Source organism: Metabacillus dongyingensis, assembly GCF_019933155.2.
Classification (GTDB): Bacteria; Bacillota; Bacilli; order Bacillales; family Bacillaceae; genus Bacillus_P; species Bacillus_P dongyingensis.
In genome coordinates this window covers 155,563-176,723 of the sequence record NZ_OK052578.1, presented here as the reverse complement: position 1 = coordinate 176,723, position 21,161 = coordinate 155,563, and the positions used below count along the sequence as shown (strand labels likewise).

Here is a 21,161-nt window from a genome sequence, read left to right as displayed (position 1 = left end):
AGTGCAATAAAAAAAGCCTTACTCCTTATTGAAGTAAAGCACTTCGTTAATTGAAGAACAGGACGGATTTTTTTAAACAGACTTAATCAAAATAGACGGTTTCTTTGGGATTATGCAAATGCTTAAAAGCCATCTCAATTTGTGTTTTTGTATTCCTAGCTATTGATAACGGTGGTAGTTCGTTTTCAGCAAAGAACTCAACTGCACTTGTTTCTATACCTTCCATTGGTTGCCCACCAATAATTTCACATTGGATAAACATTTTGTAAACGTGATAAGGAGAAGGAGGATGTGGGTGGCACTTCTTATCAAGTACAGCCAACAACTTGGTAGCTTTTACGTCAAACCCTGATTCTTCTTTTACTTCTTTAACTGCGACTTCACTTGGAGTTAATCCAATATCACCCCAACCACCAGGTAACGACCAAAAACCATCAGTATTTTCTCTGACCAATAATATTTTATTGTCCTTAAAGACCACAGCCCTAATATCTACTTTAGGTGTTGCATAACCTGTTTCATTTGCAAATAAATCATTAATTACTTTCTTATCCATATCTGTATGTTGTGACAATATTTCAACGCTTATATTTCTTATTAATTCAAATCTCTCTAAGTCGTAAACGTCTTTTGAATAAGTCAATCCTGCCTGTGAAATGGATTGAAGTTGTTTCGCCCATTCAAGCCACTTAGGTTCCATAACATCACCACCAATTTGATAATACCTAATATTACCATATGGAGTATAAAAGTCGATAATTTCTTATTGATCAATCCTGCTTCGTTAGTTTAAGTACATTTCTTCACAAGCTTATCTCACGGTGTTTTTATTATGGCTTTTAAGTCATGAACAATCTATAGGAAAAAGTCAAAAAGCATCGTAGTGATCTAGTTTCACCAAAGCACTTTGAGGTGTCACATTGTGACTTCGTTGACCTGTCTCTTCATATAAACAAACTTGGAAATAGTGACACTCAATTCGTAAAGAACCAGTAAAGGAATAATGACCAGGATATCTGAAATAAAATCAGGAGGAGTAATCAGGATTGACACGATAATGAGGACAAAATAGGAGAGTTTCCTCGCTTTAGCCAACCTTCCTGGATTGAGAATCCCCAGTCTCGTTAAAAACATCACTACCAACGGCATTTCAAATAAAAAGCCGAATGGTAAAGTCAGGTTCATTATGAACCGGAAATATTTATCTGCCGTAAACATCGTTTCAAACTGCCCCGCGGACAAACTCATTAAAAACCCTAACACAATTGGAAACAGTACAAAATACCCGAAACAGATTCCGATAATAAACAAAATAAATAATCCTGGGATAAACCGTAAAGTGACTTTACTCTCGTCTTTTGTCAGCGCCGGAGCTATAAACTTCCATGTCTGATAGGCAGCTGCAGGAATAGTTGCCGCTATAGCAAATACACATGAGATCATCATATACACCCATAAAATATCACTTGGCCCTAGGACGGCCAATTTTTCATCCAGATCTCTAATTAACCAATTATAAATATCCTGGACAAAAATAAACGCACCAACGAAAAAGAGTATGAATGCTAACAAAACTTTGATAATTCGTTGGCGAAGTTCATCCAAATGTTCAATGAGTTGGATATCTTTATTTTTCATGGTGACGCCTCCTGTTATCAAAAAAGAAGTAGACGAGTTTCCCCGCCTACATATTCATTATGAGACTGCTGATTTATCTTCATTTTTTTTAACAGTCTTTAACTCAGGTTTTATCTCTTCCTCTTTATCTTCATCAATTATCTCCCTTGTTGCACTCTTGAACTCAGATAAAGTCCGTCCAAAGGCCCGACCGATTTCAGGTAATTTTTTAGGACCAAAAATTACAAGTGCAATGATAAGAATGATAACTAAGCCTGGAACACCGATATTTTGAAACATAATCATCCACCCCTTTCGTCTAACTTTTTATTTTGATTTTGATTTATTGTTATTTTTATAGGCTACTTCTGCTTCAATCTCAATTAGATAATCGGGAGAAACCAGACTTTCCACACCTACTGTTGAACGTGCTGTTTTCACTGAATTTTCTTTTGTATTAAAGAACTGTGCATAGGCATCAAACCATCCTTGATAATCTGGTATATCTCCTTTGTTTGGATCTGGCGCGACATATACACGCAGATAGATTACATCAGCGAGGGAAAGTCCTTTTGCTTTCAAATCCGCTTTAAATTTCTCTAAGATTCCGATTGCCTGCGTTTCTGTATCGCCATATCTTTCATAAGTAGTTTTTCCATCCTTATTCAAAAGAGGAGGAACTGTTCCACTAAACGATAACCGGTTATAATGTTGAGGTACAGCAACTGAACTGGAAATTGAAGAAGTTGGGGAACCAAAGAACGTTACTTTATCTGATTTCAAATCATCTTTTTCGCTGCCTGCGGAAGCAAAAGAGAATCCTGCGATTAAACTTATACCTAAAACAGCAGTTGCAATGACTGATTTCATAGGTTTTTTCATAAAGTCAGCTCCTTTTATTTATAAATCATCGATTATTAACTACCTTTGGTTTATTTATCCAGCTATAGATGATGCCTTACCTTCTTTTAATACTTCTTCATGAATTCGGCTGACTACAATTCTTGCTGATTCAAAAGCACCTGCCATCCATCCAGTTAAATAACTGAGGTGTTCCCCAGCAAGATGAATTCGACCTTGCGGCTCATTTAATACAGGATAGTAGTTTTCCCGATCCGATGAGGAGTATTCAGCCCATCCGCCTTCATTGTATTTAATTTTATGCCATGCAACAGAAAAGGAATTTTCGATCTCTCTAGCAAACTGAGGATGTATTTTTCCTCCTTGAGATAAAGCACGAGCATGTCTTTGCGAAAGCGACAGATTTCCATAATCTATTGCATTTTGACCAAAATTATAGTAGCCAATTAAGACACCTTTTTGAGTTAAATAGTCATTCGATGGATACCAAATCTGTGAAATATCCATATTTGTTGTTGTAATCCCGCCGAGAATACGGTCATCCTGCTCCCAGAATCTATTTTTAAACTGAAAACCAATTTTTCCAGTCTTTGCATACTCGATATTCCTAATAGCATTTTTCATTGGTGCTGTAAAATCAGCCGGGATATTTTTCAATACAGGGAGTGGAATGGTACAAATACAATAATCCCCTCTTATTTCTTTTGTTTTTCCATTTTCTTTTGTTTTGTAGACAATCCGAACTCCATCAGCTGATTGTCTAATCTCTTGAACTTCAGCTCCAAATGTTATCTGCCCATGCAGCTTTTCTTCAAGAGCTTTTGGAATCTGATCTATCCCTCCGACAGGTTGAAACATCATTGGCTGTTGAGTAAAACTATAATCGCCACTAATGTTATTCATCATCCCTGATTGCAAAAGCTCCTTAAAGGCATATGGGGTATCTTTTGTACCAGGCTGAAGACCTCCGCCAGGTAACTCCTTATATCCCCGGCGACTTGAACCTTTATAAGTATAATCTGCAGATAAATCCCCTTCACTCTTTAAATAAGCTCTTAATCTTTCAATATCATCCTTTGAAAGAGGAGAATCTAACGCTGTTTTATCTGCAACCTTTGCTAACAGCTCTGATATATAGCCTCGGGTATCAGATTTCAAAGTACCCTTTCGAATTTTCTGATTAGACAGAGGCCCAGCATTTTCTTGATAGTAGTATGAGAACTCATTTGAATTTGCGAATACTTCAAGTTCAACACCTAGCTCTCTGCAGTAATCAATTGTTACATGATTCTGTGGAATACGGGCAGGTCCTGCATTCATGTATTGTCCCTTATCAAAATTAGATGTTTGTTTTACACCATTAATTTCTGTTTCTGTAGTCCCCTTTCTTACTGTCCAATTTCGACCGCCTGTACGGTTTCTTGCTTCTAATATTTTACAATCATATCCAGCTTTACCTAATTCATAAGCTGCAGCCATTCCAGCAATTCCTGCTCCTAAAATGATAATTTTTTTACCATTTTTATTTTTTATTGCTAAATCACTTTTTTTAGGAGCAGTGAAATTTTTTGCGCTTACCATTGAGCTCCCTAATAAACCTAAAGATTCCATCGCACCCCAAACTGCAACTGCTCCGCCGACTTTACCAGCATGGTTAAGAAAATCTCTCCTTGTTAAGCTTTTTTCTTTGTTTTTTTCCATAAATTACTCCCCTTTGTTTTAATAGTTTTACCTTATTCAAAAAAGGTATATGTAATAAAATCTCACATACTTTGTTTTGATAGATATAACTTATACCTAAAATTTTAATAAGTGTATATTTTTGTAATAAAACCTTACACGTTATTTTGTTTGCATTCAGAAACTTGGGCAGCCATTTCAAAAATTCGTCATAAAGACCGAGAGTACTATTGACATAAAGTCGGCAAGCTTTTGAAACAATGTTGAAAGATTCCAAATCCCAAAATTGTTCTCATGGGCATTGTATTTTAGCTCTTTTGTACTGCAGTGGCTTTGGCGGAAATATTGCCGCAAAACGAAGATATCGCTTTTGTCCAGCAAAAGAAGAACACAGCTTCAAAGATTGGCGATAATATTGCAAGTAGATCAAAAAACACGAATAGGCAATTGGTCAAAGGATGAGCACTGAAGTTTTTTGCTGCGTGCGCTCTTAAAAAAGTACCACTTGACCGATTGCCTCGCCGTTTTCTTTTCCCTCGGAAAGGTTCAGGTGCCTGCCGGCTGGAAATATAGTCGGCTTGCGCTGTTTTACGATTCGGATTCAAAAGGAAAGGAACAATAAAAAGCAGCCAAGAAATGGCTGCTTCCCTTTTGACCTCTTATTCTTTTTCTTGAAATCATTTAATTTTTTCGATTTCTGGTTCGTCCGGTATGTCCCGTCCGTGCCATATCTTCGTTTTGCTGTTACTTCAACCCTAAAAGATAGATCGCCAAAGCAGGAGAAAAAAACATCCAAGAAAAGGAATAATCCGTAAAGCCAGTACCTAGCACTAAGCTTGTTATAGCCATTCAGTTTGTTTGCTCTGATTTGATTAGGTACATTGGAATATATCACTACTAAATCACCAACATAAATCTAATTAACCCTCTAACTTTTATTTTTTCTTTTTCACTAAATAGCCCATCCAAAAATACATCATGCTAATACATAAAATCATAAATTCAAATGTGCTTCCTATTGCTCCCATAGAAATAAAAAAGGTAACAAGAAGACAAATTCCAAGTACCAAACAGAACCCACAGTAAACGATTCTCCATACATTCCAGTTTAATCCAAAAGAACCTGCTCCGGTTATTACGCCGACAATGAGAAGGCTAATAAGAATCAATAAAGTAAGCTTATTAGTTGCCAATGTATCAATATTGGAATGGAGGGCTTGCCCTAAGGATGTACCCAGTAAAAAAAGAAAGCCATATCCTAACGTAGCAATGATCGTTAATGCCCCTAAGACAATGGCGATTGTTTTTGATAATACATATTTCTCCATTCACTCACCTGCTATAGCGTAAATTTTAATACATAGTAGAACTATTGCGTGCTATATTCATTGTTTTGCGTTGACGGCCACACCGTACGTACGTATCTTGCTAGGATCTCTCCGTCAAAATGCAATTGTCCTGCTAAGGACGAATTAATATTCAATCCCAATGAGCTCTTCACCTATACGCTGATAATCAGATTCTAAATTATATTTGAATTCCATTTTGCGCAGTGCCACATCCAAAGGTTCGGCATCTTCTACGCCCTAGGTGCTCCTCACTAAAGGTTGCTCAGAACGCACTGCATGCCGGAGCACGAGGACGGATGCCTGCCGCGCCAAGTTCTGTGTGTTACACTGCTGAAGAACACCGGGGATGACTTTAGCGTTCCGAAGGACATCGAGTCGATCCATGGTGACCAGAGGCATGTCGATGCGTTCTGGGTCTGGGGTTTACCTTTGCTGGCCATTTGCATGTACGATCAAAACTCATCCTGCGACCGTCGCTTCACATTATTTGGGTACCATAACAATAATACCAAATGAGTACCTATTTTAGATAAAAAAATCTCCTTCTCAAGTTTGTGTTAAGAAGGAGATTTCCGTATTACTTATCACACAGCAGTTTCTTGCTTCATAAAGAGAGATCTTAAATGTCTCTACCTAACATTTTAGGAACCAATGAAACACCGAGTTCTTTTAAAACATAAGTTAAGATAGTTTCGTTTAGCTATTATGGGTATGTTGTTTAATCAGATCAATTGTGTGGAAGAGTAAGCCCTTATCTCCCCAGTTCCCATGTCCAGGTACAACTGTTTCGACATGTGGATATTTTTCGATTACCTTTTTAACGGAGTTATCCCATTGTTCTACATTTGCATCAGAAAGATTTCCAAGATCTTTTGCATCTAATGATTTGATGAGGCATCCACCGAATAATAATTTATATTGGGGAAGCCAAACAGTAATGTTATCTTTCGAATGACCTTCGCCAGGATAAAAAGCTTCAATTACTGTGTCGCTTACTTTCATCACTGGGTTTACATCAAGTGTCGGTTTGGGCGAAGGATAACCATATTCTTTAGCTAGTTTTGCTGTCAAAAGTGTACTACGTACATCAATTCCCTGATTCAGTAACGCCCGAATGCCTGAAATGCTATCATCATGCGCATGAGTAATCAGCGCCAGAACAACTTTTTTCTTCAAATGTTTTTTGATCATCTTTAATAACTCTTCAGTTTTTTGGTCGTTCCCCCATGCTGTATCAATCAGGACTAATCCTTTGGAAGTAGAAACGATTAACCCATTGTGGTCATAGGTTGTGCCATTCCACTCATTATATGATGTATGTGTCCATACTTTGTCATTCAATTTCGTTAATACAATTGTCTTATCTGGATTGGTAATCTGAGTGGGAGATGAATTTTCTGATTGAGCAATCGTTTGATAATTAAACGATGTCATAACAACGGATAATGTTAGTAACAAACTAAACACAACTTTTCCTATCCATCCCTTGCTGATTTTCAAATGAATCTCACCTTTCTAAATTGGATTTCAACAACTCTTTACACACTTACCAATACAAAATATCAAGTATCTGTCGGGTTCTCCTTTATAATTCCAACATTCCTATTCCTCAACAGCTTTAAAAGTAAATATAGAAAACTTATTTCTTTTTTAGGATCCTAAGAGTTTCTAAATTCCTGAATCATGCCTTTCGATTTCTTCCCATAATAGAATTCGTTTGAAGAAAGTAGCTTCATCATTGATTTTCCCCTTAAACTTGAATGATCACCTCCTAGAAGCAACCTGTAACTCTATCAATCCATGAATTTCTACTTCGTATTATTTAAGATTTATCTAACACATTCGTTTCTCCCCTCACATTCCTTGACTTGTTATTCCAAGAAGAACAAGTAAACGAGCCTTCTTTGAACAATAAATCTTACATATGTAATTTTTTAATTATTACACGTGTAAGATTTCAAGTCAATCCTTTTAAACCCACCAAATTATTCACTCATATTTGGAAGTGATAACTATGATAATCCTAATAACTACATTTGTAAGTTTTAGAGGTAAAAAGAGTATAAGGATAGAAACTTTTAAATTATGCCACCGGCTTCCTACAGACACGCGGGTCGCACTTTATATCCTTGTCTTACTCTACAGCTCTACTGTCTTCACATTTCGGGAATTTTATCTTATCATCTGCAACTATCGAGGCACATATTTGGCATTAAATATTACATATGTATTTAATGCCAAATGTTTTTGCTTTATTATTTCAATTCATTGACTTCTTAAAATACGAACAATATACTATAATTATTACAATTGTAAGTTTAGGATGGTTTATATGAAAAAAATACCCCAAATCTCAGAAGCAGAATTAGAAGTTATGAAAATAATCTGGAAACATCCTTCCATCAATACCAATGAGGTTATTGAAAAGTTATCTAAAACAAGTAAATGGAGCCCTAAAACAATTCAGACGATGTTGTTACGGCTAATAAAAAAAGGTGCCCTGAATCATTCTAAGAAAGGCCGTGTTTTTGTTTATACAGCAAATGTAGCTGAAAGTGATTATCTAGAAATTGAGAGCCTTAGTTTTTTAAATCGTTTTTATAATGGTACTCTTAACTCTATGGTATTAAACTTTTTGGAAAATGATAAGTTATCAGATAATGAAATTAACGAGTTGTACCAAATTTTGGAAGAACGAAAGAACCGAAAGTAGGAAATAACATGGGCAGTTCTTTCTTTACTCTCTTTTTTATCAGTAATATCATATTGTCTGTGATTTTTTGCATCATTGTATTCATAAAAAAAATATTAAAGAACCAAATAACTGTAAACACCAATTATCATATCAGTGTGATTTCTCTTTTAACATTGCTTGTTCCTTTTATCCCCTTGCATTTTCTAAACACAAACTCTTTTTTTGACTGGATAATAAACTTAAGAAAAAGTCATTCAAAATTATCTACTATCTATTTTTCAGGTAAAACGAACGAGACTGTTCAAAGTGCAAATTGGCTACAAGATTTTTCGATGTCAGTTGACCATTCATCTTTCAAAATGATGGCTTCTGTCTTTTTCATAGTGTGGATAGCAGGAATGATTGTTATGCTTGCAGCCACTTTATATAGCAATCTGAGAATTAGCAAAATAAAAAAGAACTTACAAGAAGTTGAAAATTTAGAGTTATCAACACTTTTTAATACATGTAAAGAGGAAATACATATCCATAAAAAGATTGTTTTAGGATATTCCTCATTGATAAAATCACCCATTACCTTTGGACTTTTCCAACCATATATTGTCATACCAAAGGATATATCAACACTTTCTACTGACGAGATGAAATGTGTTTTGCTTCATGAGTTGTTCCACTGTAAACGGAGAGATATGCTAGTAAACTATTTCATGTGTCTGTCTAGAACTGTTTATTGGTTTAATCCTCTCCTATGGTATTTCTTAAGAGAAATGAAAACAGAGATGGAGATTTCTTGCGATTATGCAGTTTTAAAAACGCTAGATGAGGAATCACATCTCAAATATGGTGAGGTTATATTAAGATTTGCCTCTCTTTCTCAACGAACATCATCTTTGTTAGCTGCTTCGGAAATCAGCAGCTCATACAAACAAATAAAAAGGCGGATTGTTAAGATCGCAAATTTCCAAGTAGAACCACATCTGCTAAAGATAAAAAGTGCTCTAGTATTCATCATTGTTCTGGCGATTATCTTGATTAGTATCCCGTCTTTATCTGTATTAGCTGGGAACAAAGAAATACATTTTTCTAATACTAATGTAGTGAACAAAGATTACAATAGCATTTTTGGTGAATATTCAGGTAGTTTTGTACTTTATGATACAAAAACAAAAAAACATACTATATATAATAAAGAAGAAAGTACAACAAGATACGCTCCAGCTTCCACATATAAGATATTCAGTGCATTGTTTGCGCTAGAATCTGGGATTATTACAAGCAACAATTCTCAAATGACATGGGATGGAACTCAACAGCCATATGAAGAATGGAATCGAGACCAAGATTTATTCTCTGCTATGGGGAGCTCCGTCACTTGGTATTTTCAAAGTCTTGATCAACAAATGGGGAAAAGGAAACTGCAAAATTACTATGAACAGATAAATTATGGAAATGGTGATTTATCAGGCAATATATCTAATTATTGGATAGATGAATCCTTAAAAATTTCTCCAGTTGAACAGGTCGAAATTTTGAAAAAGTTTTATTATAATGAATTCGCTTTTGTACCAGCTAATATTCAAACTGTGAAAGACTCCTTACTTTTAGAAGAATCAAATGGTAATCTTTTATCTGGAAAAACGGGAACCTTAGATTTAAATGGAGAATTTATCGAAGGTTGGTTTGTGGGCTATGTAGAAACTATAGATAATACTTTTTTCTTTGCCGTTCATATTCAAGGTGAAAAGCAGGCAGGCGGAAGCTCTGCTGCAAAGATAGCACTTTCCTTATTGGAGAAGGAAGGTATTTATCGATCGGATTCTTGAAGATAGAAATGATTTTACATCTAGTTTTTCCTATTACGCTTCACTTATCCTCACCCTTATAAGTTAAACAGTTAAACCGCAGATTAAATCTGCGGTTTTTTTTTCAAAAAAAGGAGTGATTCCATTCCCTCATTTTTAGGAATATCGTGTTCCTTAGAAAGAAATCTTGCCTCTTGTTGAAAATACTTTAATAATACTGTAAATCCTAAACTTCTTGCCCCTGTTTATTACCAATCACTTATCTTTCACTTAGGATTTCAGATTGAATTATTTGTGATTAACGTTTGTTAGAATTAGTTAGATGGTTCTTTTAAATTTCCTCCGTTCTGAATATCTACATGAACTTTGAAGTCTACTGATAATTTACGATAATATTCTGAACGCCAATTCTTCAGCTCCTCCCTCGGTATCTTATTTCTGAAGAGCTGACCAAGTCCTAAAATATCAGCTTCACTTGCCTGCAGTTTATTGAACATTTTATTGAAACGCGTTGTCAGGAGAGCTTCTACTTCTTTTTTTATCCGTTTCAGTGAAGGATTCCCCTTTGTTTCTAAGATCATTACCTTCAGTCTGAGTTTTGACTGTAAGGAAGGCTTTTGATCAATGAACTCACTTTCATATTTCATTGTATTACCGAGAATTAGAACACTTGCATCATCTAAGACTTCTATTTCCCCCTGTGTACTTTCTCCTTTAAATGCATTGTATAGAAGAGTTTCATCAGTGCCGATTACCTCAACCAACCGTCCATTTTTTATCACAGCCGATCCGACTTGCTTTACTAAAGTAGTTTCCCCTAGACTTAGCATGGGGATGGCAACATCTCGAGTGTAAGAGTGAATACTCCTGTAAACATGCCAAACTCTTGTCAAAGCGATCTGTGGATCCCATCCTGCATTTTTTTCATAGAAGTCCAAAAGTGTGGTTCCTTCTGGTTCAACCTGCTTCATACTAGAAAAAAATTGGTCAATGTCATCATCACATATGGAGACTAAGGCCTTTGCAGGAATTTCTCTGGACCTCATGAACCCTCCTATAAGATCTTTCATTCCCTCTTCGGCAAATCTTTTTTCGATTACAATTACCTTTACATGAAGCAAGTCTACGCTGCTCTCCATATTCACACTAATATTATTGACTGCTTCGTTGACCGTCTTTCCAATACCAGTAACAACTCTGATCTGAATAGAATCCTGCAGAGGCTGGGGAATCTGGAGAAAAACTTTATAGTCTTCCCCCTTCTTAGAAATGCCTAAAACCACAGGCATGACACGATGGTTGATATCCTTGTTATCCCAACAGCCGCTCAAGGTGGTAGTCAAAAGTAAAATCATGATCATAAAGAAAATTCGTCTAAACAGTCCCATTCTGCCTCTCCTTTCTTGACCTGATTCCAAGGTATAAGATTGAAATTGGCACTGCACTCATGACATAGAATCTCAAAAATGTATTCCATATAAATAGGCGTTCAATATCATTCCAATTGGGAATGGATAAACAAATGATATAAATAAGTCCAGAGAGTGCGATTACAAGATAATGGGGTTTAATGGAAGGGATGCATGTGTGAACAATCCTAACCATCTTCCATAGGACTAATGAAATGAAAAGCATGATAAAAGTGATCAGACTCATCAAAAAAAACATGGTTACTCTGTCGAACATCAGCCAATTTAAATTGATTCCATCAATTGCCATGACAAAAGGAAGCAAAAACTTGGAAGCTGTAGCTTGTCCAAATGTAAGAATGGGAATATAGACAGAAATGAAAAAACAGGGAATGATGACGATTGCAGCTAAAAGAATTTTTTTCCTTTGGTAAGAGAAAAATGGCTGCACAAAGCCGAGGAACAAAAAACCTCCACCAACAGCAAAAAAACTATTTAAGTATGAGGGTTTTGTGATAAAAGAAAATTGTTTATTCCATATTGGGTAAACATAATACCAATCAACGTTCTGAAATGAGACAACTAAAATAAAGAAGATTAAAGGCAAAAAGAGGAGGGCTAGCAGTACGCCCGTTCGAAAAATGGCTTCTACCCCTTTAATAGTTAAGTAGCTTGAAATTGAAAGTAACAATGCCATGACTGCCCATAGCGGAGTCTTAGATAAAAAGACGATGGTAACAACTTCTGAATACGCACGTATCGTTATAATGTTGATTACAAGGAAATATAAAGCGACAGGTACTAAAAAAACAATAGCAATGCCCTTTCCTGCGCGTAAAAAGATGGTGATAATGTCTTCATTAGGAAAATAACTAAGCCCTTTCATGTAAAGAAAAATGACAATAAAATGAATACTCACCCCAATGCTAATCGGAATCCAGTGCCCAGCATCGGTACTTTCAATAATGTTTCCAGGGTACAAAAAGAAGATAAGTCCTAAATGAATTAAGATGTACATAAGTACGACGCAGAGACTTTTATCCACTTTTAATCTCATCCTTTGAATAATATATATTTAGGAATGGTACTCCTAATGTATTGATGCTTGCCCAATATGTACAAATCAAAAAAACACCTGCCAATATGCCCAATACACCATAAATAGAAGCAAGAATCAGGATAATATATTTAAAAATCCGGATAGAAATTGAATTCTGAAACCCGACTATTGTTGAGTTTGCAATTGTAGTAGCAGCCAGGATAATGATCAGCAGGTTGCTAACTAACTTGGCATCGACGGCAGCTTGCCCAAGGATAATACCACCGACCATTGTAATAGTCGGCCCGATGCTTTTCGGGAGTCTCACACTAGCTTCCATGATTAATTCCAATACTATAAGCATGATGATCATTTCCACAAATGCAGGATAAGGCACTCCTTCCCGGCTTTGTGCAATAGATAACGCTAATTCTATACGTAAAACCTCGGGATTAACGGATACCAGTGCAACATATAAACCGGGCACAATCAATGTTATTAAAACGCCGATAATCCGCAGCGACCGAATAGACACCATGAGAGGGAAAGGAAAATTCCGATCATTTTCCATTGCAAACATATCCCATAATAAGCTTGGAAGAATGAAAGCAAGGGGCATTCTGTCTACAAACAAAACCATTCTCCCCTTAAATAGTGACATGCTTGCTTCCTGTGGACTCTCTGTAGTGTTGAAGTGAGAAACCACACTCCAGAAAGAAATGCCCATAAGCTTAGATAAATCCTGTGCATTGTTCAGTTCCTTGTTCAGATTCTTTTCAATTTGATTCAGGATTTTATGCAAAAGGTTACTATTCACACGATCATCGTAATAGACAAGAGATAAGCTTCTTTTTTGATCAGTGCCTATTGAATAAGATCTAACTTGCAGCTTTTCTGAAACAATTTGTTTTCGAAGAATGCCTATGTTTGTATTAATGTCTTCATTAAAAGAACTTAAGGGTCCTTGCAGTATATTTTCATTCGCAGGCGACTCAATCGAACGATTGAGTGTCTGTGAAAATGGATCAACAGTCAGTACGAAATCTTGTTCATTCTTGAAAAATAGGATTATTTTCCCTTCTAAGATTAATGAAGTAATTTCATTCTTATCTTTATTCTTCACCTCTCCGATTCCATACAATCGCTGATCTGTTGTTTCAGTATTCAAAACCCGGGATTCAAATTGCTTTTGAATAGCCAGTAATGTCTTTGGGAAATCTACCAGGCTCTTTAGCCCTAAGATTACGGCTGAATTGTCTCCGAGCTCCTGTTCTATCTGAAAGAAATCATCATTTTTTCCTAATGAATCCTTGATTTCCTGTAATACAGATTCCATATACTATTATCCCTTCGTTAATGCATTCAATGTTAAAATGTTTCCCTTTTATTATTAAAATATGCATACATAGATAGTGTTCGATAAATAACATAGACTCTGTAATAGAGCTGAAATTTTTTCGTTTTACTATGGCGCATAACATGGCCGCACCCGCACCCATTCAGCCACTTTAAAGGCGGATTTTTTTAAAAGAGGATGAAAAAAAAGAGAAAGACAAATGGATATATCAGATATAAATGCAAGAAAAAATGACAACAAAACCCGCTGCAACTTCAATCAGTGGTTTGTTGTCACCATTAGCTTCCTTACCTTAATTCGTCATCAAAGAGTATTCCTTGCTTTCAACTATTGATATTTTTATAGTTCAGATGATAATTCCAACCCCATTTCATGTATCGAAAAGACAATTCCCTCCATCACTGCTCTGATAAAATCCTGCTTACGATGCGTGCCGTCAATGCCGGTAAATGTTTCTCTTATTTTCGAATCAGCATGCTTCCTGAAGCCTAAGAATTGGATACCAAAGCTCTAAATCTTCAAATTCACCATGCACCAGACTGACAATTTTCTTTCCTTGTAATCGCATGTATGAAATGTGTTAAATGGTTAGCACATCCCTAGGGGTCCTGCCAACGAAAGACATAATTATACGCTAGATGCCGGTTAATTTTCATCCTATACTTCGACATCCTCAAAGTGATTCTTTTTATTTTTATATCCGGCAAAAGTGCTAAGAGCTATTGCTAAAAGAGAAAGTACCATTAGCGTTCCTGATATAGGACGTGAGAAAATTTCTAAGAAATTGCCTTTATATAATCCTAATGTCTGAAGCAGTGATTCTTCCATCATTTTTCCTAATATAAATACTAATGCAATAGGGGCAACTGGAATTTCGGCCTTTTTTAAAAAATAGCCTAATAAACCAAAAACCAGTAACCCGCCAACATCCCAAAGACTATTGCTGATAGAGTATGTACCAACTATAGAAACAGCGATGATAATAGGGAAAAGCATTTTGAATGGAACACTTGCTATTTTCGCCCAGAATTTGGCCAGAGGCAAATTCATGAACAATAAAAGCAGATTGCCAATAAACATACTTGCTATAACTGCCCATACAAAGTCAGCATGACGAACAAACAATGTTGGACCTGGCTGTAAACCATGTAAAACAAATGCTCCCAGTAATACGGCCATTGTTGCTGAACTTGGAATTCCTAATAAAAATAACGGGATTAGCGCACCAGCTGTAAAAGCGTTATTTGCTGTTTCCGGTCCTGCAACACCCTCTATAGCTCCCTTACCGAAACGTGATTGATCTTTCGCTAATCTTTTCTCCATTGAATAGGATAACAAAGACGGAACAACAGAACTTATTCCAGGAATTAGACCCAAGAAAAACCCTAAAACTGTTCCTCTCCCTATGGACATAACAGAGGGACGGATTTCTTCCCGATTTGGAAGTAAACCTTTCACCATAGGTGGCTTTTCAGGCTTTTTCATCTGCTGTTCAAGACCTAATAAGATTTCAGATAGACCAAAAAGCCCCATCGCGATTGTTACAAAGTCAAATCCGTCTATCAGAAAAGGTGTTCCAAATGTAAATCTCATATCGCCAGAGCTTGGGGCAATTCCAAACATGGCTAGGACTAATCCGATTAAAACTGCTATGATGCCACGAATAATAGATTTCCCTGCAAGCCCTACTACCATGGTCATACCGAATAAAATTAAAGCAAAATATTCTGGAGGTCCAAAAGAGAGTGCAAATTTAACGAGATGAGGTGCTATAAATGCCACCCCAATTATAGCAACAACTCCACCAACGAATGAGCCAATTGCTGAAATCCCAAGCGCCACACCAGCACGACCCCTTTTGGCCATTGGATAACCGTCAAGACTTGTAATAACGGAGGCTGCTTCCCCTGGTACGTTCACAAGAACAGTTGTAATCGTTCCTCCATACATTGAACCATAAAATATTCCTGACAGCATGATAATGGCTGAAATGGGATCCATTGCAAATGTCATTGGAATTAGAATCGCAGTTCCTGCACTTGGTCCCAACCCAGGCAATATACCTACAAGCATCCCAACTGAAACACCTATTAAACAAAACACTATATTTTGCCAAGATAAAGCTGTTTCAAATCCTGACATCAATAACTGAAATGTATCCACCCTTTGCCCCCCTTACCATCCCCAAATGTTAGTTGGTAATGGAATATCCAAAATGGTCTTGAAAACTACAAATAATATTAGTGTTACTGAAGTTGCAGTACTAAGCGAGGTAGTCCACTTAAAATCAGGTATAAGAAGAATGAGCATAATAAGAATACTGGAAACGATAAATCCCAAATGAGGAGAAATAAGAATAAATAATAAAATGGAAAGGACAACTTTTAATACACTGATTAAAATTTTTCCTTTTGGAAGAACATCTGAAAAGGTAATTCTATTATTTTTCCTTAAGGAGTCAAGGATAAACAATATAGAAAAAACTCCAAGTAAGCCGCTTAACCACAATGGAAAAAATCCTGGACCTGGCCCGTACTGACCATAATATTCATACTTAAGTGAGGAATTAAACATAAAGATCGAAAATAATAATATAAAAACCCCAACCCATACACCATAATTTTTCATTAGAACAACTCCTTTCTTGGAGATAACTAATTTATGCAATAAACTCTTTTAAAAATACCCGGTTCAGAAGAAGAACCGGGTATTCATTTTATTACCAGCCGATTAAATCTTTTATATCTTCAATATCTTTTTTATCTTTTTCTAATAATTTCATATAATCATCTCCATTGACATAATGAGTCTGAGTTCCTAATTCTTTCATCTTTTCTTCGTGCTCGGCATTCTTTGCAGCATTCGCAAACGCTTTTTGGAGTACTTTAATTCTTTCCAGATCTACTCCAACTGGTGCTGCTAACCCTCTAGTTGATTGAGAGATAACGGGTTCAAAACCAGCTTCGGCAACTGTAGGAACATCTGGCAGGAAAGGTGATTTTTCCTCAGCCGTCACCGCTGTTACTTTTAATTGCTTTTCTTGATGCATTGGGTAAGCTTCGCCAACACTGGTAATTAATACATCAACGTGTGCACCTAAGAAAGCAGCTCTAGACTTAGCAGTACCCTCAAATTGTATTGCTCTAAATTTTGTACCGAGTTTTTCGTTTAATTTTAATGTAACTAAATGATCATCCCCAGCCACTCCAGTTGCTGTTGTGGTTACTTCATTTTTTTTTGCATACTCAACTAATTCTTCAAAGTTTGAAAATCGGTTGTCATCCACTCGAATTGCTACAGCACCAGGATCAGCAACGTGATTTCCTATTGTTTGAAATTTATCTAGATCAATTTGCTTCTCCATTGTTGGATTGACTAATCCGCTTGCAAGATTAGGGGAGTTAAGAAATCCTATTGTGTATCCATCAGGTTTGGCATTGGCAATTCCATTCCATCCAACCCAGCCGCTGCCACCTGGTTTATTAATGATATTTACAGTAACACCTAACTCATCCTCCAAGTATGGCTGAAGTGTTCTAGCTGTAGTGTCTGTTCCTCCACCTGCATCAAAAGCTACAATTATGTTTAACGGCTTATTAGGAAAATTATCCTTATTACTTGATGAAGTATTCGAACTAGCTTCCTGAGTACTTGAACATCCGGCCAGAATACTGAAAATTATAACTGCCATGAAAACGAGCGAAAGAACTTTTTTCATTTAGAATCCCCCCTAAATTAAATTGTTTTCTTAACTAGATAACTCTTTAACTAGTAAATTAGTTAAAAGGATTTATTCACCCTGAAAATTCGTTTAGGGCTGTAAGCAAAGCCTTTATATATCCCACTGAATAAGCAAACCCTATACTAGACGAACTCCATCCAATATTTGAATTAGACCATTTTATATCTGTATCAGGTAAATCTCCTTCCATAATAGGAACATGATCAGGATTAATACAGCCTTCATATCCAACCTTCTTGAGCTCTAAAAGAATCTTAAACATATTCAAGTCACCGTCATCTAATAAAGCTTCTTCAAATGCTTTTGCTGTAGCAAGACTTCCTCTAACATTTCTAAAGTGGATAAGAAATAATCTGCCTTTACGTCCGTAATGATTAATCTCATCTAAAACTAGTGAACTTCCGCCTTCTTCAGCTCTTGTTCCGACACAATAAATATAACCTACATTTTTGTTAGGAAATTCATCAATTATCCGATGATAACCAAGCCCGCCAAATGGACTGTCCGGATGCGGTGTATCGGATGGATGCATACCTATTTTGACATCGTAATCTTGTGCTATCGGAACGATTTGACTATATACTTCATTAAATCTCTCTCTCCACTTGATGTTTTCCTCCAGAGTAGGAGTAATCGCTTTTTCTTTTGTAAATCCTAAACTTTCTCCTCTAGAAATTGCACCTCCCCGTTGATAGGCTGTATATGGAGTTGATAATCCCTGGTATACGTCTCCCGCAAATCTTTGTCTAACAACTTTAATCCCTGCTTCGCCGAAGACCTTCACTGAATTGATAGCGCTCTCAATTACGTGCTCACTGCCTTCGCCGTCATTCATAAAGTTTTCTGTAATATTGGGTAGCGTTACACGATTAATATCAAGACCCCATGATCGAATCCTTCTCTTTTGTTTTAGCAAAGCGTCAAGGTCTGGATAGCCCTGTTCCTTAACACCGGGAAAGGATGATCCATTACCAAAGTCAACACAATCAACACCTAATTGACTCATCTGTTTTAAATCTTTATCTGATAAATCGAAGTAATTTGCAGTCACTGAAACCTTCATCAAATCGAATCACCTTCAATTCTATTATTTTTATGTAAAAGTGCTATTTTATGAAAACAGTTTTTATCGCAGTGAAAAATTCTTTTGCTGCCTCACCTTGCTCACGCGAATGGGAACTTGATTGTTTCATTCCCCCAAATGGTGCTTGAAGCTCAACTCCTGCACTTTCTGCATTAATTCGAACAAGCCCAGCCTCCATTTCTTCAACAAACGAAAGCATACTTTGAATGTTGCTTGTATAAATAGAAGCACTTAAACCAAACTTCACGTCATTAGCAACCTCTATAGCGTCTAAAAGAGTATCTACTTGAATAAGCGCAATGACTGGTCCAAATATTTCCTCTTGAGCAATAGTCATTTCAGAAGTAACATTTTCAAAGATAGTTGGTTCTACAAAAAATCCTTTTTCATAAGCATCACCGGTCAACTGTTTGCCGCCGATTAGTAGAGTTGCCCCTTCTTGTTTCCCTTTTTCGATGTATGCCAGTACTGTTTTAAATTGACTTTCATTGGCACATGGTCCCATCCAAATACCTTCTTTTAAGCCATCACCAACTGTAATTTCCTTGACTTTAGCTACCAGCTTTTCTTTAAATGTTTCATAAACTTTGCTTTCTACTATCACACGGCTTGTCGCTGTACATTTTTGTCCTGTGGATTTAAATGCTCCACTAATTGTTCCTTCTACTGCAAGTTCTAAATCCGCATCTGCAGCAACAATAACTGGGTTTTTCCCGCCCATTTCAAGTTGATACTTTGCACCACGGGCTAAAGCTCCCTGACCAATTCTTTTCCCTACTTCATTTGATCCTGTAAATGTAATCGCGTTTACATCTGGATTATCAGTAAGTGCTTGACCGATAACTGAACCTGAACCAGTAACTAGATTTAGTACACCGGCAGGGATTCCTGCTTCTTCAAAACATTCGATAACTTTTGCACATGTAATTGCCGTTTCTTGGGCAGGTTTAATTACAACACTATTTCCATAGATAAGGGCCGGTGCTATTTTCCATATCGGAATAGCTACAGGAAAATTCCAAGGTGTAATAACGCCTACCACTCCCAAAGGCACACGACTTGTAAACATTAATGCTTTACTATCAGTTGATGGAATGACATCACCTACTTTACGCATTCCTTCTCCAGCATAATATCGAAGAATTGCGACTCCTCTTGCTGTTTCACCTTTTGCTTCAGGTAAAGTTTTACCCATTTCACGAGTCATACATTCAGCAATTTCATCTGCTTTACGTTCTAAAACATTCGCTGCTTTATGCAAATAATTTCCTCGTTCATTACCTGATAATTTTCTCCATGCTATTTGTGCATTTTTGGCAGCTGAAACAGCTTGATCTAACTCTTCCTTTGTAGACATTTGAACATAGCCTACAACATCACTATTTGCGGGGTTCAAACTTGCTTGTACTTCCCCGCTAGAAGATGCTGCCCATTGACCATTCAAAAAGTTTAAGTATGTTTTTGTCTTTGTTTCTATAGTCATTGTTATCCTCCATTCAAATATAAACTCATTGCTAGATTACTTTCCCATGCAATTCAAGTAAACGCTTACAAACATTGACTAACAACTGATTTCTTTATTGTCTGAAGGATATTTTTCCAATGCATATTTAATAATTGTTTCTAGTTGCTGATAGTGTTCCTTCTCTACAGGTATCACCGGCGGACGAACTGTATTCACTACTGGTAATCCGATAACTTCCATACCTGCTTTAATCAATGATACTGCATAGCCTTTTCTGGCCTTGCGAATTCGGTTAATTGGCAAAAGAACATCCACATATATACCTCGTACAAGGCGATCATTACCTTCCAACAACGCTTTGTAAAATTGTTTTGAAATATGCGGAAGATAATTGGACATTGCTGAAGAATACGAATTATATCCTATTGGCGCATACGCCGGCATTGTAATTTCAGCAAACGGCATCCCATTTAGCCATTCAATTCGGTCACCAATTGTTTGCGTTAGTTCAAGGTTCAACTCCATATTACCGTGCCCATCTTTAAGCCCGACAATTTGTTGATACTCTAATAATCTTTGTAGAGTATCTAATTGTAAAATTGCATTATCACGTTGATAAACAATTGCATTTAAGTCACTATTCTCGACAATTGTTTTATAATAGTTGAACAAACCATCTTGCTCACCTTCAATTAAATATGGGGGTAGAATTAAATAGCCATCAGCACCTAAATCTTCAGATAGTGTCACTACCTCAACAGCATGTGAAATATTTCCTCCTACTCCTGTATACACAGGAACCTTTCCTTTAGCCACAGACATAGCTACTTCCACCATAGATTGGTATTCCGCTTTGTTTATTGCATGAAATTCGCCTGAACCACAAGCAATAAAGATGGAAGAGAGTCCCTCTTTCACTAAGAATTCAATATTTGCTGCTAAAGCTTTTTCATCTATTTTCCCAGCCTCATTATAAGGAGCAGTTGGAAAACCCAGGATACCCGTTGGTACTGCTTTTCTTTCGATTGCCATCATTGTGACCCGCCCTCCCAAATTAACTA

At 36.6% G+C, this 21,161-nt stretch carries 19 protein-coding genes and 1 pseudogene; 2 read left to right on the top strand and 18 right to left on the bottom strand.

The window, feature by feature from the left end:
* Positions 1–82: 82 nt before the first annotated feature.
* From K8L98_RS25615 to bla, 8 genes are all read right to left on the bottom strand, one after another.
* Entirely contained in the window at positions 83–700 is a 618-nt protein-coding gene (locus K8L98_RS25615) for an NUDIX hydrolase (protein WP_243551624.1), read from the bottom strand.
* Positions 701–915: 215 nt separating this feature from the next.
* Positions 916–1,638: a twin-arginine translocase subunit TatC gene (tatC, locus tag K8L98_RS25610; RefSeq protein WP_243551622.1), complete on the bottom strand. Its 723-nt coding sequence runs from the start codon at positions 1,636–1,638 to the stop codon at positions 916–918.
* A gap of 57 nt (positions 1,639–1,695) precedes the next feature.
* On the bottom strand, positions 1,696–1,917 hold the full coding sequence (gene tatA / locus K8L98_RS25605) for a twin-arginine translocase TatA/TatE family subunit (RefSeq protein WP_243551620.1): 222 nt from the start codon (positions 1,915–1,917) through the stop codon (positions 1,696–1,698).
* A gap of 27 nt (positions 1,918–1,944) precedes the next feature.
* Entirely contained in the window at positions 1,945–2,499 is a 555-nt protein-coding gene (locus K8L98_RS25600) for a Rid family hydrolase (protein WP_243551618.1), read from the bottom strand.
* A 54-nt stretch (positions 2,500–2,553) separates the two neighbouring features.
* Complete coding sequence (locus K8L98_RS25595) at positions 2,554–4,179, bottom strand: FAD-dependent oxidoreductase (protein WP_243551616.1); 1,626 nt, start codon at positions 4,177–4,179, stop codon at positions 2,554–2,556.
* Positions 4,180–4,759: 580 nt separating this feature from the next.
* Complete coding sequence (locus K8L98_RS25590) at positions 4,760–5,053, bottom strand: hypothetical protein (RefSeq protein WP_243551614.1); 294 nt, start codon at positions 5,051–5,053, stop codon at positions 4,760–4,762.
* 40 nt (positions 5,054–5,093) lie between these two features.
* A complete protein-coding gene (locus tag K8L98_RS25585; protein ID WP_243551612.1) occupies positions 5,094–5,486 on the bottom strand; it encodes a hypothetical protein in 393 nt (130 codons plus the stop codon).
* Positions 5,487–6,203: 717 nt separating this feature from the next.
* The gene (gene bla / locus K8L98_RS25580; RefSeq protein WP_243551610.1) at positions 6,204–7,007 is read right to left on the bottom strand and encodes a subclass B1 metallo-beta-lactamase; all 804 of its coding nucleotides are present in this window, start codon (positions 7,005–7,007) and stop codon (positions 6,204–6,206) included.
* Between the two features lie 832 nt (positions 7,008–7,839).
* Between bla and K8L98_RS25575 the strand changes: the two genes are divergently transcribed.
* Positions 7,840–8,220 (top strand): BlaI/MecI/CopY family transcriptional regulator, encoded by a 381-nt coding sequence (locus K8L98_RS25575; RefSeq protein ID WP_243551607.1) that lies wholly within the window; start codon positions 7,840–7,842, stop codon positions 8,218–8,220.
* Between the two features lie 8 nt (positions 8,221–8,228).
* Entirely contained in the window at positions 8,229–10,025 is a 1,797-nt protein-coding gene (locus tag K8L98_RS25570; protein ID WP_243551605.1) for a BlaR1 family beta-lactam sensor/signal transducer, read from the top strand.
* Between the two features lie 293 nt (positions 10,026–10,318).
* Here K8L98_RS25570 and K8L98_RS25565 read toward each other — a convergent pair whose 3' ends face one another.
* The 10 genes and pseudogenes from K8L98_RS25565 to kdgD form a co-directional block, all read right to left on the bottom strand.
* Positions 10,319–11,392 carry a Ger(x)C family spore germination protein gene (locus K8L98_RS25565; protein ID WP_243551603.1) on the bottom strand — a complete coding sequence of 358 codons (1,074 nt, stop codon included), beginning with the start codon at positions 11,390–11,392 and terminating at the stop codon, positions 10,319–10,321.
* The gene (locus K8L98_RS25560) at positions 11,379–12,458 is read right to left on the bottom strand and encodes a GerAB/ArcD/ProY family transporter (RefSeq protein ID WP_243551601.1); all 1,080 of its coding nucleotides are present in this window, start codon (positions 12,456–12,458) and stop codon (positions 11,379–11,381) included. The genes K8L98_RS25565 and K8L98_RS25560 overlap by 14 nt, the downstream gene beginning before the upstream one ends.
* Complete coding sequence (locus K8L98_RS25555; protein ID WP_243551599.1) at positions 12,451–13,788, bottom strand: spore germination protein; 1,338 nt, start codon at positions 13,786–13,788, stop codon at positions 12,451–12,453. Before K8L98_RS25555 ends, K8L98_RS25560 begins: the two co-directional genes overlap by 8 nt.
* Before the next feature lie 499 nt (positions 13,789–14,287).
* Positions 14,288–14,377, bottom strand: a pseudogene (locus K8L98_RS25550) (protease); the annotation flags it as partial.
* An 89-nt stretch (positions 14,378–14,466) separates the two neighbouring features.
* Positions 14,467–15,972 carry a tripartite tricarboxylate transporter permease gene (locus K8L98_RS25545; protein WP_243551597.1) on the bottom strand — a complete coding sequence of 502 codons (1,506 nt, stop codon included), beginning with the start codon at positions 15,970–15,972 and terminating at the stop codon, positions 14,467–14,469.
* A gap of 12 nt (positions 15,973–15,984) precedes the next feature.
* Positions 15,985–16,437, bottom strand: coding sequence for a tripartite tricarboxylate transporter TctB family protein (locus K8L98_RS25540; RefSeq protein ID WP_243551595.1), 453 nt, complete (start codon positions 16,435–16,437; stop codon positions 15,985–15,987).
* Positions 16,438–16,528: 91 nt separating this feature from the next.
* A complete protein-coding gene (locus tag K8L98_RS25535) occupies positions 16,529–17,527 on the bottom strand; it encodes a tripartite tricarboxylate transporter substrate binding protein (protein ID WP_243551593.1) in 999 nt (332 codons plus the stop codon).
* Between the two features lie 76 nt (positions 17,528–17,603).
* Entirely contained in the window at positions 17,604–18,614 is a 1,011-nt protein-coding gene (locus tag K8L98_RS25530; RefSeq protein ID WP_243551591.1) for a mannonate dehydratase, read from the bottom strand.
* A gap of 43 nt (positions 18,615–18,657) precedes the next feature.
* Positions 18,658–20,118, bottom strand: a complete 1,461-nt coding sequence (gene gucD / locus K8L98_RS25525; RefSeq protein ID WP_243551589.1) for an alpha-ketoglutaric semialdehyde dehydrogenase GucD — start codon at positions 20,116–20,118, stop codon at positions 18,658–18,660.
* 78 nt (positions 20,119–20,196) lie between these two features.
* Positions 20,197–21,132: a 5-dehydro-4-deoxyglucarate dehydratase gene (kdgD, locus tag K8L98_RS25520; RefSeq protein ID WP_243551641.1), complete on the bottom strand. Its 936-nt coding sequence runs from the start codon at positions 21,130–21,132 to the stop codon at positions 20,197–20,199.
* Positions 21,133–21,161: the final 29 nt, after the last annotated feature.

Bases quoted from the DNA above. Each gene is read 5' to 3' on its own strand.
- K8L98_RS25555 (WP_243551599.1), bottom strand. From the start codon at position 13,788: ATGGAATCTGTATTACAGGAAATCAAGGATTCATTAGGAAAAAATGAT.
- K8L98_RS25570 (WP_243551605.1), top strand. From the start codon at position 8,229: ATGGGCAGTTCTTTCTTTACTCTCTTTTTTATCAGTAATATCATATTG.
- tatC (WP_243551622.1), bottom strand. From the start codon at position 1,638: ATGAAAAATAAAGATATCCAACTCATTGAACATTTGGATGAACTTCGC.
- K8L98_RS25535 (WP_243551593.1), bottom strand. From the start codon at position 17,527: ATGAAAAAAGTTCTTTCGCTCGTTTTCATGGCAGTTATAATTTTCAGT.
- K8L98_RS25585 (WP_243551612.1), bottom strand. From the start codon at position 5,486: ATGGAGAAATATGTATTATCAAAAACAATCGCCATTGTCTTAGGGGCA.
- K8L98_RS25565 (WP_243551603.1), bottom strand. From the start codon at position 11,392: ATGGGACTGTTTAGACGAATTTTCTTTATGATCATGATTTTACTTTTG.
- K8L98_RS25600 (WP_243551618.1), bottom strand. From the start codon at position 2,499: ATGAAAAAACCTATGAAATCAGTCATTGCAACTGCTGTTTTAGGTATA.
- gucD (WP_243551589.1), bottom strand. From the start codon at position 20,118: ATGACTATAGAAACAAAGACAAAAACATACTTAAACTTTTTGAATGGT.
- K8L98_RS25575 (WP_243551607.1), top strand. From the start codon at position 7,840: ATGAAAAAAATACCCCAAATCTCAGAAGCAGAATTAGAAGTTATGAAA.
- tatA (WP_243551620.1), bottom strand. From the start codon at position 1,917: ATGTTTCAAAATATCGGTGTTCCAGGCTTAGTTATCATTCTTATCATT.
- K8L98_RS25530 (WP_243551591.1), bottom strand. From the start codon at position 18,614: ATGAAGGTTTCAGTGACTGCAAATTACTTCGATTTATCAGATAAAGAT.
- kdgD (WP_243551641.1), bottom strand. From the start codon at position 21,132: ATGGCAATCGAAAGAAAAGCAGTACCAACGGGTATCCTGGGTTTTCCA.
- K8L98_RS25615 (WP_243551624.1), bottom strand. From the start codon at position 700: ATGGAACCTAAGTGGCTTGAATGGGCGAAACAACTTCAATCCATTTCA.
- K8L98_RS25540 (WP_243551595.1), bottom strand. From the start codon at position 16,437: ATGAAAAATTATGGTGTATGGGTTGGGGTTTTTATATTATTATTTTCG.
- K8L98_RS25595 (WP_243551616.1), bottom strand. From the start codon at position 4,179: ATGGAAAAAAACAAAGAAAAAAGCTTAACAAGGAGAGATTTTCTTAAC.